At 70.5% G+C, this 17,625-nt stretch carries 18 protein-coding genes; 8 read left to right on the top strand and 10 right to left on the bottom strand.

Annotated elements, in window-relative coordinates; translation table 11 throughout:
- The 5 genes from VFQ84_RS08780 to ygiD all read right to left on the bottom strand — a co-directional run.
- Window positions 1-855: peptidylprolyl isomerase (locus VFQ84_RS08780; RefSeq protein WP_325131250.1), on the bottom strand; the 855-nt coding region annotated here is incomplete at its 3' end.
- A gap of 250 nt (window positions 856-1,105) precedes the next feature.
- Window positions 1,106-2,095 (bottom strand): serine/threonine protein kinase, encoded by a 990-nt coding sequence (locus VFQ84_RS08775; protein ID WP_325131249.1) that lies wholly within the window; start codon window positions 2,093-2,095, stop codon window positions 1,106-1,108.
- Between the two features lie 65 nt (window positions 2,096-2,160).
- Window positions 2,161-2,754 (bottom strand): class I SAM-dependent methyltransferase, encoded by a 594-nt coding sequence (locus VFQ84_RS08770; RefSeq protein ID WP_325131248.1) that lies wholly within the window; start codon window positions 2,752-2,754, stop codon window positions 2,161-2,163.
- Entirely contained in the window at window positions 2,751-3,617 is an 867-nt protein-coding gene (locus VFQ84_RS08765; protein WP_325131247.1) for a bile acid:sodium symporter family protein, read from the bottom strand. The genes VFQ84_RS08770 and VFQ84_RS08765 overlap by 4 nt, the downstream gene beginning before the upstream one ends.
- 6 nt (window positions 3,618-3,623) lie before the next feature.
- Window positions 3,624-4,412, bottom strand: coding sequence for a 4,5-DOPA dioxygenase extradiol (gene ygiD / locus VFQ84_RS08760; RefSeq protein WP_325131246.1), 789 nt, complete (start codon window positions 4,410-4,412; stop codon window positions 3,624-3,626).
- 141 nt (window positions 4,413-4,553) lie between these two features.
- Here ygiD and VFQ84_RS08755 point away from each other — a divergent pair, with 141 nt between their 5' ends.
- Together VFQ84_RS08755 and VFQ84_RS08750 are read left to right on the top strand one after the other, a co-directional pair.
- Entirely contained in the window at window positions 4,554-4,919 is a 366-nt protein-coding gene (locus tag VFQ84_RS08755) for a PadR family transcriptional regulator (RefSeq protein WP_325131245.1), read from the top strand.
- Window positions 4,916-5,827 carry a sensor domain-containing protein gene (locus VFQ84_RS08750; RefSeq protein WP_325131244.1) on the top strand — a complete coding sequence of 304 codons (912 nt, stop codon included), beginning with the start codon at window positions 4,916-4,918 and terminating at the stop codon, window positions 5,825-5,827. The genes VFQ84_RS08755 and VFQ84_RS08750 overlap by 4 nt, the downstream gene beginning before the upstream one ends.
- A 63-nt stretch (window positions 5,828-5,890) precedes the next feature.
- Here VFQ84_RS08750 and VFQ84_RS08745 read toward each other — a convergent pair whose 3' ends face one another.
- Window positions 5,891-6,286 carry an MAPEG family protein gene (locus tag VFQ84_RS08745; RefSeq protein ID WP_325131243.1) on the bottom strand — a complete coding sequence of 132 codons (396 nt, stop codon included), beginning with the start codon at window positions 6,284-6,286 and terminating at the stop codon, window positions 5,891-5,893.
- 101 nt (window positions 6,287-6,387) lie between these two features.
- Here VFQ84_RS08745 and VFQ84_RS08740 point away from each other — a divergent pair, with 101 nt between their 5' ends.
- Together VFQ84_RS08740 and VFQ84_RS08735 are read left to right on the top strand one after the other, a co-directional pair.
- Entirely contained in the window at window positions 6,388-7,689 is a 1,302-nt protein-coding gene (locus tag VFQ84_RS08740) for an NADH:flavin oxidoreductase/NADH oxidase family protein (RefSeq protein WP_325131242.1), read from the top strand.
- 8 nt (window positions 7,690-7,697) lie between these two features.
- Window positions 7,698-8,273, top strand: coding sequence for a DUF1415 domain-containing protein (locus tag VFQ84_RS08735; RefSeq protein ID WP_414637023.1), 576 nt, complete (start codon window positions 7,698-7,700; stop codon window positions 8,271-8,273).
- Window positions 8,274-8,302: 29 nt separating this feature from the next.
- On the opposite strand, the gene VFQ84_RS08730 is transcribed toward VFQ84_RS08735, so the two are convergent.
- Both VFQ84_RS08730 and VFQ84_RS08725 read right to left on the bottom strand, forming a co-directional pair.
- Window positions 8,303-10,084: an acyl-CoA dehydrogenase C-terminal domain-containing protein gene (locus VFQ84_RS08730; protein WP_325131241.1), complete on the bottom strand. Its 1,782-nt coding sequence runs from the start codon at window positions 10,082-10,084 to the stop codon at window positions 8,303-8,305.
- A gap of 176 nt (window positions 10,085-10,260) precedes the next feature.
- Window positions 10,261-11,445, bottom strand: a complete 1,185-nt coding sequence (locus tag VFQ84_RS08725) for an NAD(P)/FAD-dependent oxidoreductase (protein ID WP_325131240.1) — start codon at window positions 11,443-11,445, stop codon at window positions 10,261-10,263.
- Between the two features lie 110 nt (window positions 11,446-11,555).
- Here VFQ84_RS08725 and VFQ84_RS08720 point away from each other — a divergent pair, with 110 nt between their 5' ends.
- Both VFQ84_RS08720 and VFQ84_RS08715 read left to right on the top strand, forming a co-directional pair.
- The gene (locus VFQ84_RS08720; protein ID WP_325131239.1) at window positions 11,556-12,362 is read left to right on the top strand and encodes a DUF4349 domain-containing protein; all 807 of its coding nucleotides are present in this window, start codon (window positions 11,556-11,558) and stop codon (window positions 12,360-12,362) included.
- 12 nt (window positions 12,363-12,374) lie between these two features.
- Window positions 12,375-13,031, top strand: coding sequence for a hypothetical protein (locus tag VFQ84_RS08715; protein WP_325131238.1), 657 nt, complete (start codon window positions 12,375-12,377; stop codon window positions 13,029-13,031).
- Window positions 13,032-13,092: 61 nt separating this feature from the next.
- On the opposite strand, the gene VFQ84_RS08710 is transcribed toward VFQ84_RS08715, so the two are convergent.
- Window positions 13,093-14,991, bottom strand: coding sequence for a DEAD/DEAH box helicase (locus VFQ84_RS08710; protein ID WP_325131237.1), 1,899 nt, complete (start codon window positions 14,989-14,991; stop codon window positions 13,093-13,095).
- 181 nt (window positions 14,992-15,172) lie between these two features.
- Between VFQ84_RS08710 and VFQ84_RS08705 the strand changes: the two genes are divergently transcribed.
- On the top strand, window positions 15,173-15,967 hold the full coding sequence (locus VFQ84_RS08705; protein WP_325131236.1) for a M48 family metallopeptidase: 795 nt from the start codon (window positions 15,173-15,175) through the stop codon (window positions 15,965-15,967).
- 57 nt (window positions 15,968-16,024) lie between these two features.
- Window positions 16,025-16,444: a CopD family protein gene (locus VFQ84_RS08700; protein WP_325131235.1), complete on the top strand. Its 420-nt coding sequence runs from the start codon at window positions 16,025-16,027 to the stop codon at window positions 16,442-16,444.
- Between the two features lie 3 nt (window positions 16,445-16,447).
- Here VFQ84_RS08700 and VFQ84_RS08695 read toward each other — a convergent pair whose 3' ends face one another.
- On the bottom strand, window positions 16,448-17,518 hold the full coding sequence (locus VFQ84_RS08695) for a calcium/sodium antiporter (RefSeq protein WP_325131234.1): 1,071 nt from the start codon (window positions 17,516-17,518) through the stop codon (window positions 16,448-16,450).
- Window positions 17,519-17,625: the final 107 nt, after the last annotated feature.

The following is a 17,625-nucleotide window of genomic DNA, read 5'->3' as shown; positions in this document are numbered from 1 at the left end:
ATGCACGTACCAGTCGTCGCGGCGATTGCGGCGCGACTCGACCAGGTCGGCGAAGGCGCGGGTGTCGGTGCGCATCACCTGCAGCGCGCTGCGCTCGGCCTCCGGCACGTCGGCCGCCAGCCGGATGGCGCGGATCGGCACGCGCTGGCCGGCCTGCTCGTAGAAGCCGAGCGGGCCGGTGCCGCGCGGCAGCACGCTCAGGTGTTCGATGCCCTGCACGACGCGGCCGACCGTGGTGATGTTGCGGTCGAGCTGGCGCGGCGACTGGCCGGTGACGACGTACAGTTCGGTGCCATTGCTGCTGTCGGCGGCCATCGCGCGGCCGGCGCCCACGGTGCCGTAGCAGTGCGCCAGCCAGGCGATGCCGGCCTTCGGGTCGCGCGCCGCGGGGAAGCCCTGCACGAAGCCGACTTCCGGCGCCCAGCCGTCGGCGTCGGGCAGCACGGTGAAGGCCAGGCCCTCCGCCGGCCGCACGAACTCGGCCGGCAGCTTGGCCTTGGCCTCGCCCAGCGGCCGCGCCTTGGCCGGGTCCTCGCCGTTGGCGTCGCCCCACTGCACGACGAAGTTGTCCTGCGAGCGGTTGATGCTCAGCCCGTCGAAGTAGCCGGCGCGCACCAGGGTGCGGATATTGTCGACGTGCGCCGGCGCGAACTGCGGCGCCAGTTCGATCACCACGCGGCCCGACGCCAGCTCCAGGTACAGCGTCTGCGCGGGATCCAGCGTGCGCCAGTCGGCCGGGGTCGAGGCATCGAGCACGTCCTGCATCGTCAGCGCCTTCTGCGGCGGGCTGGTGGCGCAGGCCGTCCCCAGCGGCAACACCAGGGCAAGGGCGAACAGGGCAGGGCGCAGCGTCATGTCTTGGCTTCCTTCGCGGGGTGTTTGGCGAAGCCTACCGTATTCGCTGTGGGGGGGAGAAAGAGCTTCTTTGACACGGAAAAAGCGGATAAGAGCCGATAAACACGGATAAGGCAAAAGCATTAGGAATTGGATCACAAGCTTTTTGACCGCATTCGCTTTTGCTCTATCCGTGTTTATCGGCTCTTATCCGCTTTTTCCGTGTCAAAAACGCTTTTCCTCCAGGCCCGCCAAGGCACCCCAAAGCGCGTCAGGTCGGGTCGGGTGGGGGTTCCTGGAGGGCGGCCAGTTGTTCCTGCATCTGGGTGATGACGGATTCCCAGTGGCGCGGGGCTTCGAACCAGGGGAAGGCGGCGGGGAAGGCGGGGTCGTGCCAGCGGCGGGCGATCCAGGCGTTGTAGTGCAGCAAGCGCAGCGTGCGCAGCGGCTCGACCAGGTGCAGCTCGCGGCGGTCGAAGCGCCGGAACTGCTCGTAGCCCTCCAGCAGCCAGCGCAGCGGCGCGGCGCTGTCCTCGCGCCGGCCGGCCAGCATCCACAGGTCCTGCACGGCCGGCCCGGACAGGCAGTCGTCGAGGTCGACGAAGTGCGCCTGGTCCTCGCGCCACAGGATGTTGCCGGGATGGCAGTCGCCGTGCAGGCGCAGTTCGTGCACCGGGCCGGCGCGCTCCCAGGCATCGTCCATCGCATCGAGCAGCGCGTCGGCGAGGGTGGCGAAGTTGTCCTCGAGGTCCGGCGGCAGCCAGCCGCCCTCGAGCAGGAAATCCACCGGCGCGACGCCGTGGCTTTCGATGCCGATGCGCCCGCGGTGGGCGAAGCGGGCGCCGTCGCCGACCGCGTGCATCCGGCCCAGCACGCGCCCGAGGTGGGTCAGCACCGCGCGGTCACCCAGCTCCGGCGCGTGGCCGCCGCGCAGCGGGAACAGCGCGAAGCGATGGCCTTCGAAGGGATGCAGGGTGCGGCCGTGGTGGGCCAGCGGCGCCACCACCGACAGGTCGGCGGCCAGCAGCTCGGCCGAGAACGCATGCTCCTCGCCGATCGCGGCGTCGGTCCAGCGGCCGGGGCGATAGAACTTGGCCACGAGCGGCGGGCCGTCCTCCAGGCCGATGCGGTAGACGCGGTTCTCGTAGCTGTTGAGCGCCAGCACGCGGCCGTCGCTGGCCAGGCCCAGCGACTCGACGGCGTCGAGGATGCGGTCCGGCCCGAGGTCGGCGTAGGGCGTGTCTTGCGGCGCGGCGGTCATCGGCGCAGGTTACCCGCCGCGGCCGTCGCGCGTCCGGATTTCGTCGCCGCCTCCGGCGGCTGGCGTCAGCGCGGCAGCTCCAGCGCGGTGGCCGCAGCCGCGACCGGGGCGCTGAGGTAGGTGTGCGAGCCGACCGCGGTGAAGCCGGCGCGGGCGAAGGCGCGGCGGTACCAGGCGGCCGGGCGGCGCCGCATCTCGTGCAGGTCGCCGATGATCTCGTCGCCCTCGGCGAACACCTCGAGGAAGGCGACGCCGTCGCACAGGCGCGAGAATTCGGCCAGGCCGCGCTTGAGCTCCTCGTCCGACAGGTAGTGCATCACGTCCGAACACACCAGCAGGTCCACCGGCCGGATCGGCGGCAGCGCCGCCAGGTCGCCGAACGGCAGCCAGTGCAGGTTGCGGCGCGCGCCGTGGCGGGCGATGGCGTACTCGCTCGAGTCCAGGCCCATGTAGTGCAGCTTCGGCCGCAGCGCCAGCAGCGGCGCGCGCCAGGCGCCCTCGCCGCAGCCCACGTCCAGCACCGAGCGGATCGGCCGGCCCAGGTGGTATTCGGCCAGTGCGACCGCCAGCGCCACCTTGCGCGCCAGCGCGGCCTTGCCGCCGAGGTCGCGCTGGCGGTACCAGGTGTCGAAATAGCGCTGGTCGTAGGTCTTGCTCACGCGGCGCGCTTCCGGCGGTGCAGCAGCCAGGCCGCGAACAGCGCGCCGGTGAGGTACATGCTCAGCGAGTAGATGGCGGGCGCGATCGTGGCCTGGGTGCGGCCCAGCACCTCGATGGCGATGAAGATGGCGAGGGTGCCGTTGTGGATGCCGATCTCGAAGCCGATCGCGATCGCCTGCGGCTCGGCCAGCCGCGCGCCCCTGGCGGCGAAATAGCCCGACAGCAGGCTGATGAGGTTGAAGCTGATGCAGGCCAGTCCGACCACCGGCGCGAATGCCCGCACCGTATCCCACTCGGAGTAGAACGCGAGCGCGATCAGCACGCCCAGCAGCAGCGAGGACAGCGAGCGCACCGGCTTCTCGGCGGCATCGGCCAGCGACGGGTACCAGGCGCGCAGGGCCATGCCCAGCGTGACCGGGGCGATCACCAGCACCGCCACCTCGAGCACCTTGCCCACCGGCGGCGGCACCTGCGCCTCGGCGCCGAGGAACCACGACAGCGCCAGTGCGGTCCAAAGCGGCAGCGTCAGCAGCGCGAGCAGGCTGTTGATGGCGGTCAGCGTGATGTTGAGCGCGACGTCGCCGCGCGCGATGTGGCTGAAGAGGTTGGCGGTGACGCCGCCCGGCGAGGCCGCCAGCAGCACCAGGCCCAGGGCCAGCTCACCCGGCAGCCGGAAGGCCAGGCACAGGCCGATCGCCACCGGCGGCAGCAGCAGTGCCTGCACGCCCAGCGCGATCGCCACGGCGCGGGGCACCTGCAGCACGCGCCGGAAGTCGGCCAGGGTGAGGTGCAGGCCCAGTCCCGCCATCACCACCGCCAGGGCAATGGGCAGGAAGACCACCAGCAGCGGATTGTCGGACATTCGCGGTCAGGCGCCGACCAGGACCGAGCGCATCGAGATCGAACTCGCCACGCGGTCGTTGAAGAACGACACCGCGTCGTCCTCGCGCTGCAGCGCGAGCACGTACAGCAGCGGCAGGTAGTGCTCGGGCGTCGGGATCGCCAGCAAGGCGTCCGGGCCCAGGGTTTCGTAGCCCAGCATGCCCTCGTGGTGGCCCTCGAGGATGCGGTCGGCGATGTCCTCGTCGAAGCGCTGGGCCCAGTCGTAGGGTTCGGCCTGGTTCGGGCGCCAGAGGCGCAGGTTGTGCACGAGGTTGCCGCTGCCGACCACCAGCACGCCTTCATCGCGCAGCGGCGCCAGCTGCTTGGCCAGGTCGTAGTGCCAGGCGCCGGGCTGCAGGCTCGACAGGCTCAGCTGCACCACCGGGATGTCGGCCTCGGGATACATCGGGCGCAGGACGCCCCAGGCGCCGTGGTCGAGGCCGCGATGGCTGTCGAGGTGCACGCGCGGCTGCGTGATCAGCTCGGCGACGCGGTGCGCCAGCGCCGGGCTGCCGGGCGCGGGGTAGCGCACGTCGAACAGCGCGCGCGGGAAGCCGTGGAAGTCGTGGATGGTCTCGGGCTTCTCGGTGGAGCTGACGTACACGCCCTGGGTTTCCCAGTGCGCCGAGATGCACAGGATGGCCTTCGGCCGCGGCAGCCGCTGGCCCAGGGCCTGCCAACTTCGCCGCCAGTCGTTGTCCTCGATGGCGTTCATTGGCGAACCGTGCCCCAGGAAAACCACGGGCATCGGGCCGTTCATGGACGCAGCGCTCATCGAAGACTTCTCCTGTCGGGGGTGGCTACGGACCAGACATTACCACCCTGACTTCCGGCACTGCGACGGCCCCGGGGGCTTTGCCTAGTATCAACACCACAGTACCGTTGATGTCGCTATATCCATCCCCCGGAGAGTCCGATGACCGACCTCGACCCGCACCTGAGGAAATTCCAGAAGGAGCTCAGCGCCGGCACGGTCTCGCTGGTGCTGCTGGCGGTGCTGGCCCGGTCCGGCGAGCCGCTGTACGGCTACCAGATCGCCAAGCGCCTGGAGCAGACCGGCGACCCGCTGCTGGGCGGCAAGCAGAGCGGCCTGTACCCGGTGCTGCGCAACCTGAGCGCCGCCGGCCTGGCCGACAGCCACGTCGAGCCCTCCGTCAGCGGCCCGCCGCGCCGCTACTACCGCATCACCCCGCTGGGCCAGCGCGTGCTGGCCGAGTGGACCTCGAGCTGGCACACCACCCGCCAAGCCGTCGACGCCGTGCTGGAAGGAACCCTGCGATGAACAACGCCACCCCGAACACCATCCCCGAATACCTCGAGGCGCTCCGGTACGAACTGCGGGACGCCGATCCGGCGCTGCTGCAGGACGCGCTTTACGACGCCGAGGAATACCTGCGCTCGGAGCTGGCCGAGAACCCGGGCATGGACGAGGCCCGCCTGCTCGCCAGCATCGCCGGCAGCTACGGCGCCCCGGCCGAGGTCGCGGCGATCTACCGCGACACCGAGGTCCAGGTCGCCCAGGCCCTGCGCACGCCGCCACCGGCGCCGCGCGCCAGCCTGGCCGGCCGCTTCTTCGGCGTCATGGCCGACTCGCGCGCCTGGACCGCGCTGTTCTACATGCTGCTGTCGCTGGCCACCGGACTGGTGTACTTCACCGTCGTGGTAGCCGGCCTGAGCACTTCGGCCGGCCTGGCGGTGCTGATCATCGGCATCCCGGTGGTGATCCTGTTCGTCGGCATCGTGCGGCTGCTGTCGCTGGTCGAAGGCCGGCTGGTGGAGTCGATGCTGGGCGAGCGCATGCCGCGTCGGCCGCTTTACGTCGGGCGTGGCCAGCCGCTGATGACGCGGATCGGGGCCATGTTCACCGATCCGCGCACCTGGTCGACGATGCTCTACATGGTGCTGATGATGCCGCTGGGCATCCTCTACTTCACGGTGGCGGTCACCGGACTGTCGACCTCGGTGGGGATGGTGGCCGGCGCGATCGCGGTGGTGCTGGACCTGGCCGGCCTGGTGCACGTGGACGGCAACCTGCAGCTCGGACCGTTCGACAACGCCTGGATCGGCGCGCCGGTGATGGCGGTGCTGGGCGTGCTGGTGCTGTTCGTGACCCTGCACCTGGCCCGCGGCATCGGCAGGCTGCACGGCGGCCTGGCCAAGCACCTGCTGGTGAAGACGGCGCAGCACTGACGGGCGCGGCACAGCGGGACAGGGCGCGGGCGCGGGCGCGAAGGCCCCCGCGCCCGCGGGCTTTCAGGCAGCGAACACCAGGGTCCAGATGACGCCCCACAGCGCCATCAGCAGCAAGGCCGCCAGCGCCAGCAGCCCGATCAGGAAGCCCGGGCCACGGTTGCGCCCGGGAACCGCGTAGGCCGCGGCGTACCAGATCCGTCCGGCCAGCCACACGGCGCCGGCCAGCGCCGCCCATTCCGGGTTGCCGAACCAGGCCGCCACCCACAGCGTCGGCAGGAACAGCACCGCCGCCTCCTGGGTGTTCATCTGCACGCGGAACGCGCGCTCGAAGCCTTCGTGGCCGGTGGTGGCCGGCGCCTGTACGCCGTACTTGCCGCGGGCGCGGCCGACCAGGACCATGGTGACGCTCATCAGCACGACGGTCAGCAGGGTGACCAGGGCAATCAGGGGATGCATGGCGGACCTCGGAGGGGATGTGCCGCTAGCTTAGCCGGCGCCGCGGCCCGAGCCGTGAATCCGGTATCTTGGCGCTCCCGACCCGGCTCCCCGATCCCGCGATGACCGATCCCCTGGCCCAGCCGCTGCGCCTGCCCTGCGGCGCCGTCATCCCCAACCGCCTGTGCAAGGCGGCGATGACCGAGGGCCTGGGAGATGCGCGCCTGCGCGCCACCGAGCGGCACGTGCGCTTGTACCGCGCCTGGAGCGAGGGCGGCGCCGGGCTGCACGTCACCGGCAACGTGATGATCGACCGGCACGTGATCGAACGCCCGGGCAATGTCGCCATCGACACCACCCATTCGCCCAGCGTGGACGCCGAGGCGAGGGCGCGGCTCAAGGCCTGGGCGGCGGCCGGCACGGTCGGTGGCAATGGCCTGTGGATGCAGGTGTCGCACGCCGGGCGGCAATCGCCGCGCTACGCCACGCGGCAGCCGGTGGGGCCGTCCGAAGTGAAGCTGGACCTGTTGGGGAACTATGCGCGCCCGCGCGCCCTGCGCGAGGACGAGATCCTGGACCTGGTCCGGCGCTTCGCCGACGTCGCGGTGATCGCGCGCGAAACCGGCTTCACCGGCGTGCAGGTGCACGGCGCCCACGGTTACCTGCTCAGCAGCTTCCTGTCGCCGGTCACCAACCGCCGCACCGACGCCTGGGGCGGATCGCTCGAGAACCGCGCCCGTTTCCTGATCGAGGCGGTGCGCGCGGTGCGCAAGGCCGTCGGCGCCGACTTCCCGGTGTCGGTGAAGCTCAACTCCGACGATTTCCGCAAGGGCGGCTTCAGCCACGCCGATTGCCTGGGTGTGGTGCAGCTGCTCAACGGCACCGGCCTGGACCTGCTGGAGATCTCGGGCGGCAACTACGAGCAGCCGCGCCTGCTGGGCGTGTCCGGACGCGTCGGCGACGCGGTCGAGGTGCGCGCCAGTACGCGGGTGCGCGAGGCGTATTTCCTCGACTACGCGGCCGCCATCCGCCAGGTCGCGACCATGCCGATGATGGTCACCGGCGGCTTCCGTACGCGCGCGGGCATGGAAGCGGCGCTGGCCAGCGGCGACACCGACCTGATCGGCCTGGCGCGGCCGTTCTGCACCCATCCCGACGTCGCGCGCCGGCTGCTGGCGCGCGAGATCGATGAGCTGCCCGCGTTCGAACACCGCCTGCACCTGCGCCCGCGCGGCCTGCTGTCGCCGGCCAGCCCCTGGCTGCTGCCCAAGATGATCAACGTGCTGGGCGCCCAGGGGTGGTACTACCAGCAGATGGACCGGCTGGCCGACGGGCGGGCCCCGGATCTTGACCGTGGCATGCTGCGGTCCTTCGTCCGCTACTGTTGGAACGACCTGGGCAAGGCCGCCAGGCTCACGCGTTAGGAGGCTGCATGAATCCGCACGATCCGATGCACGGCGACGAACCCCTGTCCGACGAAGTGGTGCTGGCCGCGATGCGCGACTGGCTGGAGAAGGCCGTGATCGGCCTGAACCTGTGCCCGTTCGCCAAGGCCGTGCACGTGAAGCGGCAGGTCCGCTACGTCGTCAGCCAGGCCGCGACCGAGGAGGCCCTGCTCGAGGACCTGCTGCATGAGCTGCAGCTGCTGGCCTCGGCCGACCCTGGCGACATCGAGACCACGCTGCTGGTGCATCCCGGGGTGCTGGGCGATTTCCTGGACTACAACGATTTCCTCGACATCGCCGACGCGGCGGTCGAGGAGCTCGGGCTGGACGGCGTGCTGCAGGTCGCCAGCTTCCATCCGCAGTACCAGTTCGCCGACAGCGAACCGGACGACATGGCCAACTTCAGCAACCGCGCGCCGTACCCGACGCTGCACCTGCTGCGGGAGGACAGCGTGGACAAGGCGGTGGCCGCCTTCCCGGAGGCGGACCGGATCTACGAAGCGAACATCCGCACGCTGCGCGAGCTCGGGCCGGCCGGCTGGCGCCGGCTTTTCACTAAGTAGCCGCGGTTCGGGCCTGAAGGCCCGAAGCTTCAGAAGTCCTCGGCCGCCGTCGCCATCAGCGTCGCCGCGCCGGCCCGCGCCGCCAGGAACTGCTGCGCGGTTTCCGGCAGCAGCCACGCGTAGTAGAAGCGCGCCGTCGCCAGCTTGGTGGCGTGGAAGCGGTCGCCGCCCTTGTCGAGCGACACCGCCGCCATCCGCGCCCACATCCACGCGTAGGCCAGGTGGCCGATGATGCGCAGGTAGGGCACCGAAGCCGCGCCCACTTCGTCGGGATGGGACTGGGCGCGCGCGCCGATGTCCTTGGTCAGGGCGGCGGTGTCGGCCAGCAGCTTCGCCAGCGGGCCGGTGAATTCGGCCATCGCGGCGTTGCCGGCGTGCTCCTTGAGGAAGCCCTGGATCAGCGCGGCGAAGCGGCCGAACTTCTTGCCGCCGTCCATCAGCACCTTGCGGCCCAGCAGGTCGAGCGCCTGGATGCCGTTGGTGCCCTCGTAGATCATGTTGATGCGCGAGTCGCGCACGAACTGGTCCATGCCCCATTCGGCGATGTAGCCGTGGCCGCCGTAGACCTGCTGGCAAAGCGTGGTCGTTTCCCAGGCGTTGTCGGTGATGAAGGCCTTGACCACCGGCGTCAGCAGCGCCATCAGTTCGTCGGCTTCCTCGCGCACGGCCGGGTCCGGATGCGCGTGCTCGCGGTCGATCAGCAGCGCGGTCCAGGTGGTGAAGGCGCGGCCGGCCTCGGTGTAGGCGCGGCTGGTGAGCAGCATGCGGCGCACGTCCGGGTGCACGATGATCGGGTCGGCGGCCTTGTCCGGCTGCGCGGCGCCGGCCGGCGCGCGGCCCTGCAGGCGGTCCCGGGCGTAGGCCACGGCATTCTGGTGCGCGGCCTCGGCCTGGCCCAGCGACTGCATGCCGACGCCCAGGCGCGCCGAGTTCATCATCACGAACATCGCCGCCAGGCCCTTGTTCGGCTCGCCGATCAGCCAGCCGCGGGCGCCGTCCATGTTGATCACGCAGGTGGCGTTGCCGTGGATGCCCATCTTGTGTTCGATCGAGCCGGCCTGGATGGCATTGCGCTCGCCGGGCTGGCCATTGGCATCGGGGATGAACTTGGGCACCAGGAACAGCGAGATGCCCTTGGTGCCGGCGGGGGCGTCGGGCAGGCGGGCCAGCACCAGGTGCAGGATGTTCGGGGCCAGGTCGTGTTCGCCGGCGCTGATGAAGATCTTGGTGCCGCTGAGCGCGTAGCTGCCGTCGCCGTTCGGCTCGGCCTTGGTCTTGAGGATGCCCAGGTCGGTGCCGCAGTGCGGCTCGGTCAGGCACATGGTGCCGGTCCATTCGCCCGAGACGATCCGGGTCAGGTAGACCTGCTTCTGCTCGTCGGTGCCGAAGGCGTGCAGGCACTCGTAGGCGCTGTGCGACAAGCCCGGGTACATCAGCCAGGCCTGGTTGGCCGAATTCCACATCTCGTACAGGCGGTTATTGACGATGGCCGGCAGGCCCTGGCCGCCGAAGTCGGGGTCGCAGCTGACCGAAGGCCAGCCGGCCTCGACGAACTGCGCGTAGGCCGCCTTGAAGCCGGGCGGGGCGGTGACGACGCCGTCGCCGTGCCAGGTGCAACCCTCGCGGTCGCCGACCTGGTTGAGCGGCTGGATGACCTGGCTGGCGAACTTCGCGCCTTCCTCGAGCACCGCCTCGATGGTGTCCCGATCAACGTCGGCGTAGCGGGGGAGCGCCTTGAGCTCGTCCTCGACCTTGAGCAGGTCGAACAGGACGAAATGCATGTCGCGCAGCGGGGCGGTGTACTGGGGCATGGAGGCAGGCCGGCGTGGAAGGGAGCGCGGACTCTACCATACCGCTCCGTACGGGCCACGTGAGCAGCGGTACCGGGTTCATTTTCTTTCTCCAGTGAGACGGGCAGGGCGAAGGCCGCATCCGTCTCACTGGAGAAAGAAAATGAACCCGGTACCGCTTTAACGGGTTGACGCGTTCAGGCGGCAATGCCGGCGGCGTGGCCCGAAGCCCAGGCCCACTGGAAGTTGTAGCCGCCCAGCCAGCCGGTGACGTCGAGCACTTCGCCGACGAAGTACAGGCCCGGTGCGTGCCGGGACTCCAGGGTGGCGGACGACACCTCGCGGGTGTCCACGCCGCCCAGGGTCACTTCGGCGGTGCGGTAGCCCTCGGTGCCGCTGGCGACGATGGGCCAGTCGGCCAGCTGCCGGGCGATGTCGGGCAGTTCGCGGTGGGTGTACTGGCGCATCGGCTTGTTGACGAACCAGGCCTCGCACAGGCGCTGGGCGAAGCGCTGCGGGAAGGCTTCGGCCAGCACGGTCTTGAGCTCGGCCGCGGGCTTCGCGGCCTGGCGCTCGAGCAGCCAGGCCTCGGCGTCGCGGTCGGGCAGCAGGTCGAGCCGCAGGTCCTTGCCCGGTTCCCAGTGCGACGAGACCTGCAGGATGCTGGGGCCGCTCAGGCCCCGGTGGGTCACCAGCAGCGCGTTGTCGAAGCGGGCCTTGCCGCAGCGGGCCGACACCGGGAAGGACACGCCGGCCAGGTCGGCATAGCGTTCCTGGTGCTTGCCGCTGAGCGTCAGCGGCACCAGGCCCGCGCGGGTCGGCAGCACCGCGTGCCCGAACTGCCGCGCCAGCGCGTAGCCGAAGCCGGTGGCGCCCATGCTGGGGATCGACAGGCCGCCGGTGGCCACCACCAGCGACGGCGCCGTCAGCGGGCCCTGCGAGGTCTCCACCCGGTAGCCGCCGCCGGCCATCGCCGCCACCGAGGCCACCGCGCAGCCCACTTGCACCACGACGCCGGCCCGCGCGCATTCCTCGAGCAGCATCGCCACGATCTGCTTGGACGAGTCGTTGCAGAACAGCTGCCCCAGCTCCTTCTCGTGCCAGGCGATGCCGTGCGCGTCCACCATCGCGATGAAGTGCTCGGGCCGGTAGCGCGCCAGCGCCGACTTGCAGAAATGCGGGTTCGCCGAGATGAAGTTGGCGGGCGTGGTGCCGGTATTGGTGAAGTTGCAGCGGCCGCCGCCCGACATCAGGATCTTCTTGCCGCAGCGGTTGGTGTGCTCGATGACGTGCACGCGGCGCCCACGGCGGCCGGCCGTAAGCGCGCACATCAGTCCAGCGGCGCCGCCGCCGATCACGATCACGTCGGCGGAGGTGGTCACGACGGCAGGGGGCGGGCGGTCTTCATGTGGCGGGAATGATAGCGGCGCCGGGGCCCAACCGGCCGGTTTCGGATAATCTGGGGACCGGATTTCCCGAGCCAGGATGACGCATGCGCCTTTCCGCCCTTCCGTTGTTGCTGCTGCTCGCGCTAGGTGCCGGCGCATGCAGCAAGAATTCAGACCCGATGTCGGCGGCCACGGGAAGTGCCGACGCGTCCCGGGGCCTGGTCGGCCAGGCCAACGCGGAAGGCAGTTTCCTGGCCTATTCGCACGACGCCACCGTGCGCATACCGGGGCCGGACATCGCCGCGCGGGTTTCGGCGGTGCGCAGCGCCTGTATGGAAGCGCGCCATGGCAGCTGCACCGTGCTCGCCGAAGAGCAGAGCAGCGGCCAGTGGCCCGAAGGCAAGCTAAGGCTGCGAGCCGACCCGAAGGCCATCGAGCCGCTGGTCGCGATGGCCGCCGAGGGCGGCGAGCTTTTCCAGCGCAGCACCGAGGCCGAAGACCTCGCGGACGCCGTGCGCGACAACGGCCTGCGCCAGCAGCGCCTGCGCACCCAGCACCAGCGCCTGAGCGAATTCCTGGCGCGCCGGGATATCAAGGCCGAGGACCTCATCGCCCTGAGCAACCAGCTGGCCCAGATCGAGACCGAGCTTCAGGCCTCGGAGCAGGAGGCCGCCCAGCAGCAAAGGCGCATCCGCACCAACCTGCTGACGCTTCGGTTCACGTCGTCGCAGGTGACGGTGGCCAGCTCGGAGGTGGGCGAGGCGCTGCGCGACTCGCTTTCAACGCTCGACACCAGCGTCGCCGTGCTGCTGACCCTGGTGGTGGCCCTGCTGCCGTTCGCGTTGCTGCTGCTCGTAGTGGCGTGGGTGGTCCGGATGATGCTGCGCCGCCGCCGTCGTTCGGCGGACTGAGGAGGAAACGTTATGGCGGCGAAGAAGGTGCTGACCGGTTGCCTGGTCGTGGTGGTGGTGATGGTGATCGGCGCGGGCGCGGCCTGGTGGTTCCTGGTGCGGCCGATGTGGGGCGCCGGCGTGGACATGGTTTCCGACGCCAAGGACTGGGCGACGAGTCTGGACCTGGGCCAGGACATCACCAACCAGTCACCCTATGACGCGCCCGCCGACGGCCGCCTCACGCCCGCGCAGGTCGCGGCGCTGGTGAAGGTGCAGGAAGTGGTGGTTCGCGAGATGGGCTCGGATTTGCGCGTGCTGGCTGAGCGCGCCAGCGCTGCGCAGTCGGCGCGGGGTGCCGACCAGGCCCCGAGCCTGGAGGACATGGCCACCGCCTACCGCGAGACCACGGCGCTGCTGGGGCGGCTGAAGGCGGCCCAGGCCGCTGGGGTCAACGAGGCCGGGCTCTCCCGCGAGGAGTACGCCTTCGTGCGGCGGCAGGCGCTGGCCGCGCTGCCGCTGCTGGTAGACGTGGGGGAGATGCCCGGCCTGGCTGGCATCCCGGGCCTGCCGGCCGCCGCGCCCGAGGATGACGCCGGCCGCGAAGCCGCGCACCACAACGCCGAACTTCTGCGCCCGCACCTGCCGTTGCTGCAGCAGACCCTCGGCGCAGGCGCGTCGATGCGCTGACGCCGCAACGCGAAACGCCCGGCAGGGCCGGGCGTTCGCGGGGGTGCTGCAAGGACAGGGCTCAGTCGTTCGACGGACCCTTGCGGTGCGGCTTCTTGAACGGCGGCTTGTCGCCGCCGAACTTGCGCGGACCGAACTCCTTCTTGCCGCCGGCGAAGGGCTTCTTGCCGAAGCCCGGCTTGCCGGACGACTTGCCGGCGGTGTCCGGCGTTTCGCCGTCGCGCGTGATGCGCAGCTGCTGGCCGGCGCACCAGACCGTCTTGAGGTGCTGCATCACGTCGGCCGGCATGCCGTCGGGCAGGTCCAGCAGGGTGTGGTCCTCGAAGATCTCGATGCGGCCGATGTGCTTGGCGTCCAGGCCGGCCTCGTTGGCGATGGCGCCGACGATGTTGCCCGGCTTCACGCCGTGGTCGTAGCCGACCTCGATGCGGAAGGTGGACTTGCCCTCGTCGGGCGTGCGCGCCTCCCGCACTTTCTTGGCAAAGGCCGGGCGCTCCGGGCGCTCGGTGCGCGCCGGGCGCTCGCCGCGCTCGGGCTTGTCGAAGCGCGAGGGGCGGGCGAACTTGTCGGTGGCCGCGGCGACGTCGCGGTCGAAGGCGCGCTTCTTGGCCTCGAACTTCGGCGGCTCCATCAGCAGCGGCACGTCGCCGCGGGCCATCTTGGCCAGGGCGGCGGCGATCTCGATGGCGGGGATGTTCTTCTCGCGCTCGAAGTCCTCGATCAGCTTGCGGAACTCGACCAGCTCGCCGGCGGCCAGGGTGTCGCTGATCTGCTGCTTGAACTTGGTCTTGCGCACGTCGTTGACGTCGGCGATGGTCGGCAGCTCCATCGGCGTGATCGGCTGGCGGGTGGCGCGTTCGATCGCGCGCAGCAGGTTCCTTTCGCGCGGGGCGATGAACAGGATCGCCTCGCCGCTGCGGCCGGCGCGGCCGGTGCGGCCGATGCGGTGCACGTAGCTTTCGGTGTCGTGCGGCACGTCGTAGTTGAGCACGTGGCTGATGCGCTCGACGTCGAGGCCGCGGGCGGCCACGTCGGTGGCGACCAGGATGTCGATCTTGCCGTCCTTGAGCTGCTGGATGGTGCGCTCGCGCTGGGCCTGCACCACGTCGCCGTTGATGGCGGCGGCGGCGAAGCCCCGGGCCTGCAGCTTCTCGGCCAGCTCGTCGGTGGCCAGCTTGGTGCGCGCGAAGACGATCATGGCGTCGAAGGGCTCGGCCTCGAGGATCCGGGTGAGCGCGTCGAGCTTGTGCATGCCGCTGACTTCCCAGCTGCGCTGGCGGATGTTCTCGGCGGTGCGGGTCTTGGCCTCGATGGTGACTTCCACCGGGTCCTTGAGGTAGGTCTGGGCGATGCGGCGGATCGCGTGCGGCATGGTGGCCGAGAACAGCGCGGTCTGGCGCACGGCCGGCATCTTCTTCAGGATCGCCTCGACGTCGTCGATGAAGCCCATGCGCAGCATTTCGTCGGCTTCGTCCAGCACCAGGTTCCTGAGCAGCGACAGGTCCAGCGAGCCCTTGTCCAGGTGGTCGATGATGCGGCCCGGGGTGCCGACCACGACGTGCACGCCGCGGCGCAGCGCCTGCAGCTGCGGGCCATAGCTCTGGCCGCCGTAGATCGGCAGCACGTGGAAGCCCGGCATGTGGGTGGCGTAGCGCTGGAAGGCCTCGGCGACCTGGATGCCCAGTTCGCGGGTGGGCGCCAGCACCAGGGCCTGCGGCTTCGTCTGGGACAGGTCGATCTGCGACAGGATCGGCAGCGCGAACGCAGCGGTCTTGCCGGTGCCGGTCTGGGCCTGGCCCAGCACGTCACGGCCGGCCAGCAGGTGCGGGATGGTCGCGGCCTGGATCGGGGAGGGGGTCTCGTAGCCGAGCTCGCCCAGCACCTTGATCAGGGGCTCGCTGAGGGCGAGGTCGCGAAAAATCATCGGCGCGTTGGGCGCCTCGTTGGTCTGGGCGGTCATCAGGGTTCCGTAGGTCTGGGTCCGATCGGGTCGGGAAGACTTCGCATACCGGCACACCACGGCTGACGAAGAAGGCGCGGGATTGTACCCCAGCGGCGCTTCAGGGACCTGAACCGGGCCCCGCTTGCGGCCCCGGGACGAAGCGCCAATCATGTGGGCCCGGTCCGAGATGGAGAGCCCCATGCGCCTTCGCCCCCTGAAACTCGCCGCCCTGCTGGGCCTGGGCCTCGCCGCCGCCTGCACCACCACGCCCACCGGGCGATCGCAGCTGATCCTGGTCAGCGATGCCGACATGGACCGGATGGGCGCCACCGCCTTCACCCAGATCAAGACCAGCGGCAAGCTCGCCCGCGATCCGGCCGGGTCGCGCTACGTCAACTGCGTCGCCCGCGCCCTGATCGCCCAGCTGCCCGAGCCCGCGCGCAGCAAGCCGTGGGAAGTGGTGCTGATCGACGACGCCAGCGCCAACGCCTTCGCCCTGCCGGGCGGCAAGGTCGGCGTGCACACCGGCCTGCTGAAGGTCGCCGCCAACCAGGACCAGCTGGCCTCGGTGATCGGCCACGAGCTGGGCCACGTCATTTCGCGCCACGCCGCCGAACGCGTTTCCAACCAGTTCGCCACCGACACCGCGCTGCAGGTGCTCAACAGCGCCACCGGCGGCGAGCGCCAGCAGCTGATGGGCCTGCTGGGCCTCGGCGCGCAGGCCGGCATCGCGCTGCCGTTCTCGCGCCAGCACGAAACCGAGGCCGACGTGCTGGGCCAGCGCTACATGGCCAGCGCCGGCTTCGACCCGCGCGCGGCGTCGACGCTGTGGGAGAACATGCTCAAGCAGGCCGGCGGCAGCCGTCCGCCGGCCTGGCTGTCGACCCACCCGGACCCGCAGCGCCGCATCCAGACGCTCGCGGCCGCCGCGCCGGGCCTGATGCCCGTCTACGAGCAGGCGCGCGCCGCCGGTCGTCGCCCGAACTGCCGCTGAGCCGGCGCCGCCGACCGAACCCGATCCTTCCACCCCCGACCAGGACATCCCCGCCCCATGCCTTACCTCTGGACCAAGCTGCTGCACGTGCTGTTCGTGATTTCCTGGATGGCCACGGTGTTCTACCTGCCGCGCATCCTGGTGAACCTGGCCGAGGCCGGCACCGAGCCGGCCGTGCGGGCGCGGCTGGCGCTGATGGGCCGGCGGCTGTACCGCTTCGGCCACGTGATGTTCGGCCTCGCGCTGCTGTTCGGCCTGACCCTGTGGATGCACTTCGGCGTCGCCGGCGGCTGGCTGCACGCGAAGCTGACCCTGGTGCTGCTGATGCTGGGCCACTTCATCTTCACCGGCCGCTGGATCAAGAAGGCCGAGGCGGGCGGGCCGCTGCCGTCGCCCACGGCCCTGCGCTGGTTCAACGAAGTGCCGCTGGTGCTGCTGGTGCCGATCCTCTGGCTGGTCTACTTCAAGCCGTTCTGAGGCTCAGGCGCGGCGCCGGTGGCGCAGTTCCCGCATCGCCACCACGCCCAGCGTGATCACGGTGAGCGGGATCACCACCGAGCGCATCACCAGGCTGAACTCGTCCAGGGCGTCGTGCGCCTGCGCGTACAGCACCAGGTAGGTGGTGTAGGCGACGTAGTAGCCCAGGAACACCGCGCCTTCCCAGCGGGCGATCAGGTGGCCGGTGAACAGCACCGGCAGCAGGGCCACGGCCACCGCGATCATCACCGGCAGGTCGAAGGCGAGCAGGGCGGGCGGCACCACCAGGCCGTCGCCCGACACCATGGAGCTGATGCCCAGCACGCAGACGATGTTGAAGATGTTGCTGCCCAGCACGTTGCCGACCGCGATCTCGCGCTCGCCGCGCAGGGCCGCGATGACCGAGGTGGCGACCTCCGGCAGCGAGGTGCCCAGGGACACGATGGTCAGGCCGATCACCAGCGGGCTGACGCCCAGCGCGGTGGCGAACACGGTGGCGGAGTCCACCAGCCACTGCGAGCCCAGCACCAGCATGCCCAGGCCCACTGCGATCAGCAGCAGCTGCACGGGCAGCTTCGCCAGCCAGCCGGGCGCGGCGGGCAGCAGGTCGTCGGCCACCTCTTCAGGGGATGCGTTTCGGCCCTGGAAGTACAGCAACAGGACGTAACCGGCCATCACGCCCACCAGCACGCTGCCCTCGGCGAACGAGATCCGCAGGTCCATGGCCATCCAGCCCACCAGCAGGCTCAGTCCGATCAGGATCGGGACTTCCTGGCGGATCAGCCGGCGGTCCACGATCAGCGGCGCCAGCAGCGCCGAGATGCCCAGGATGAAAAGGACGTTGAGGATGTTGCTGCCGACCACGTTGCCCAGGGCGATGTCGGTCTGGCCATCGAGCGCACCCTTCACCGAGACCGCGAGCTCGGGGGCGCTGGTGCCGAAGGCGACGACCGTCAGGCCGACCACCAGCGGGGCGATGCCCAGCGAAAGCGAGAGGCGCGAGGCGCCGCGGACGAGGAGGTCGGCGCCGACGATCAGCAGCGCCAGGCCGGCGAGGAACAGGATCAGGGTCATGGGGTGCTCCGGGGACAGGCCGCCATTATCGCCTGCAACGCTGAGTTTCCGGGCGTGAAGAACCGGATGACCCGGTGCCGGCCTCCCGGTATCGTCCGTCCACGCGT

Origin of the sequence: Arenimonas sp. (assembly GCF_035721105.1) — a bacterium.
Lineage (GTDB): Bacteria > Pseudomonadota > Gammaproteobacteria > Xanthomonadales > Xanthomonadaceae > Arenimonas.
Note: the sequence above shows the minus strand (reverse complement) of the source record. Positions and strands in the feature narration are given on the sequence as shown.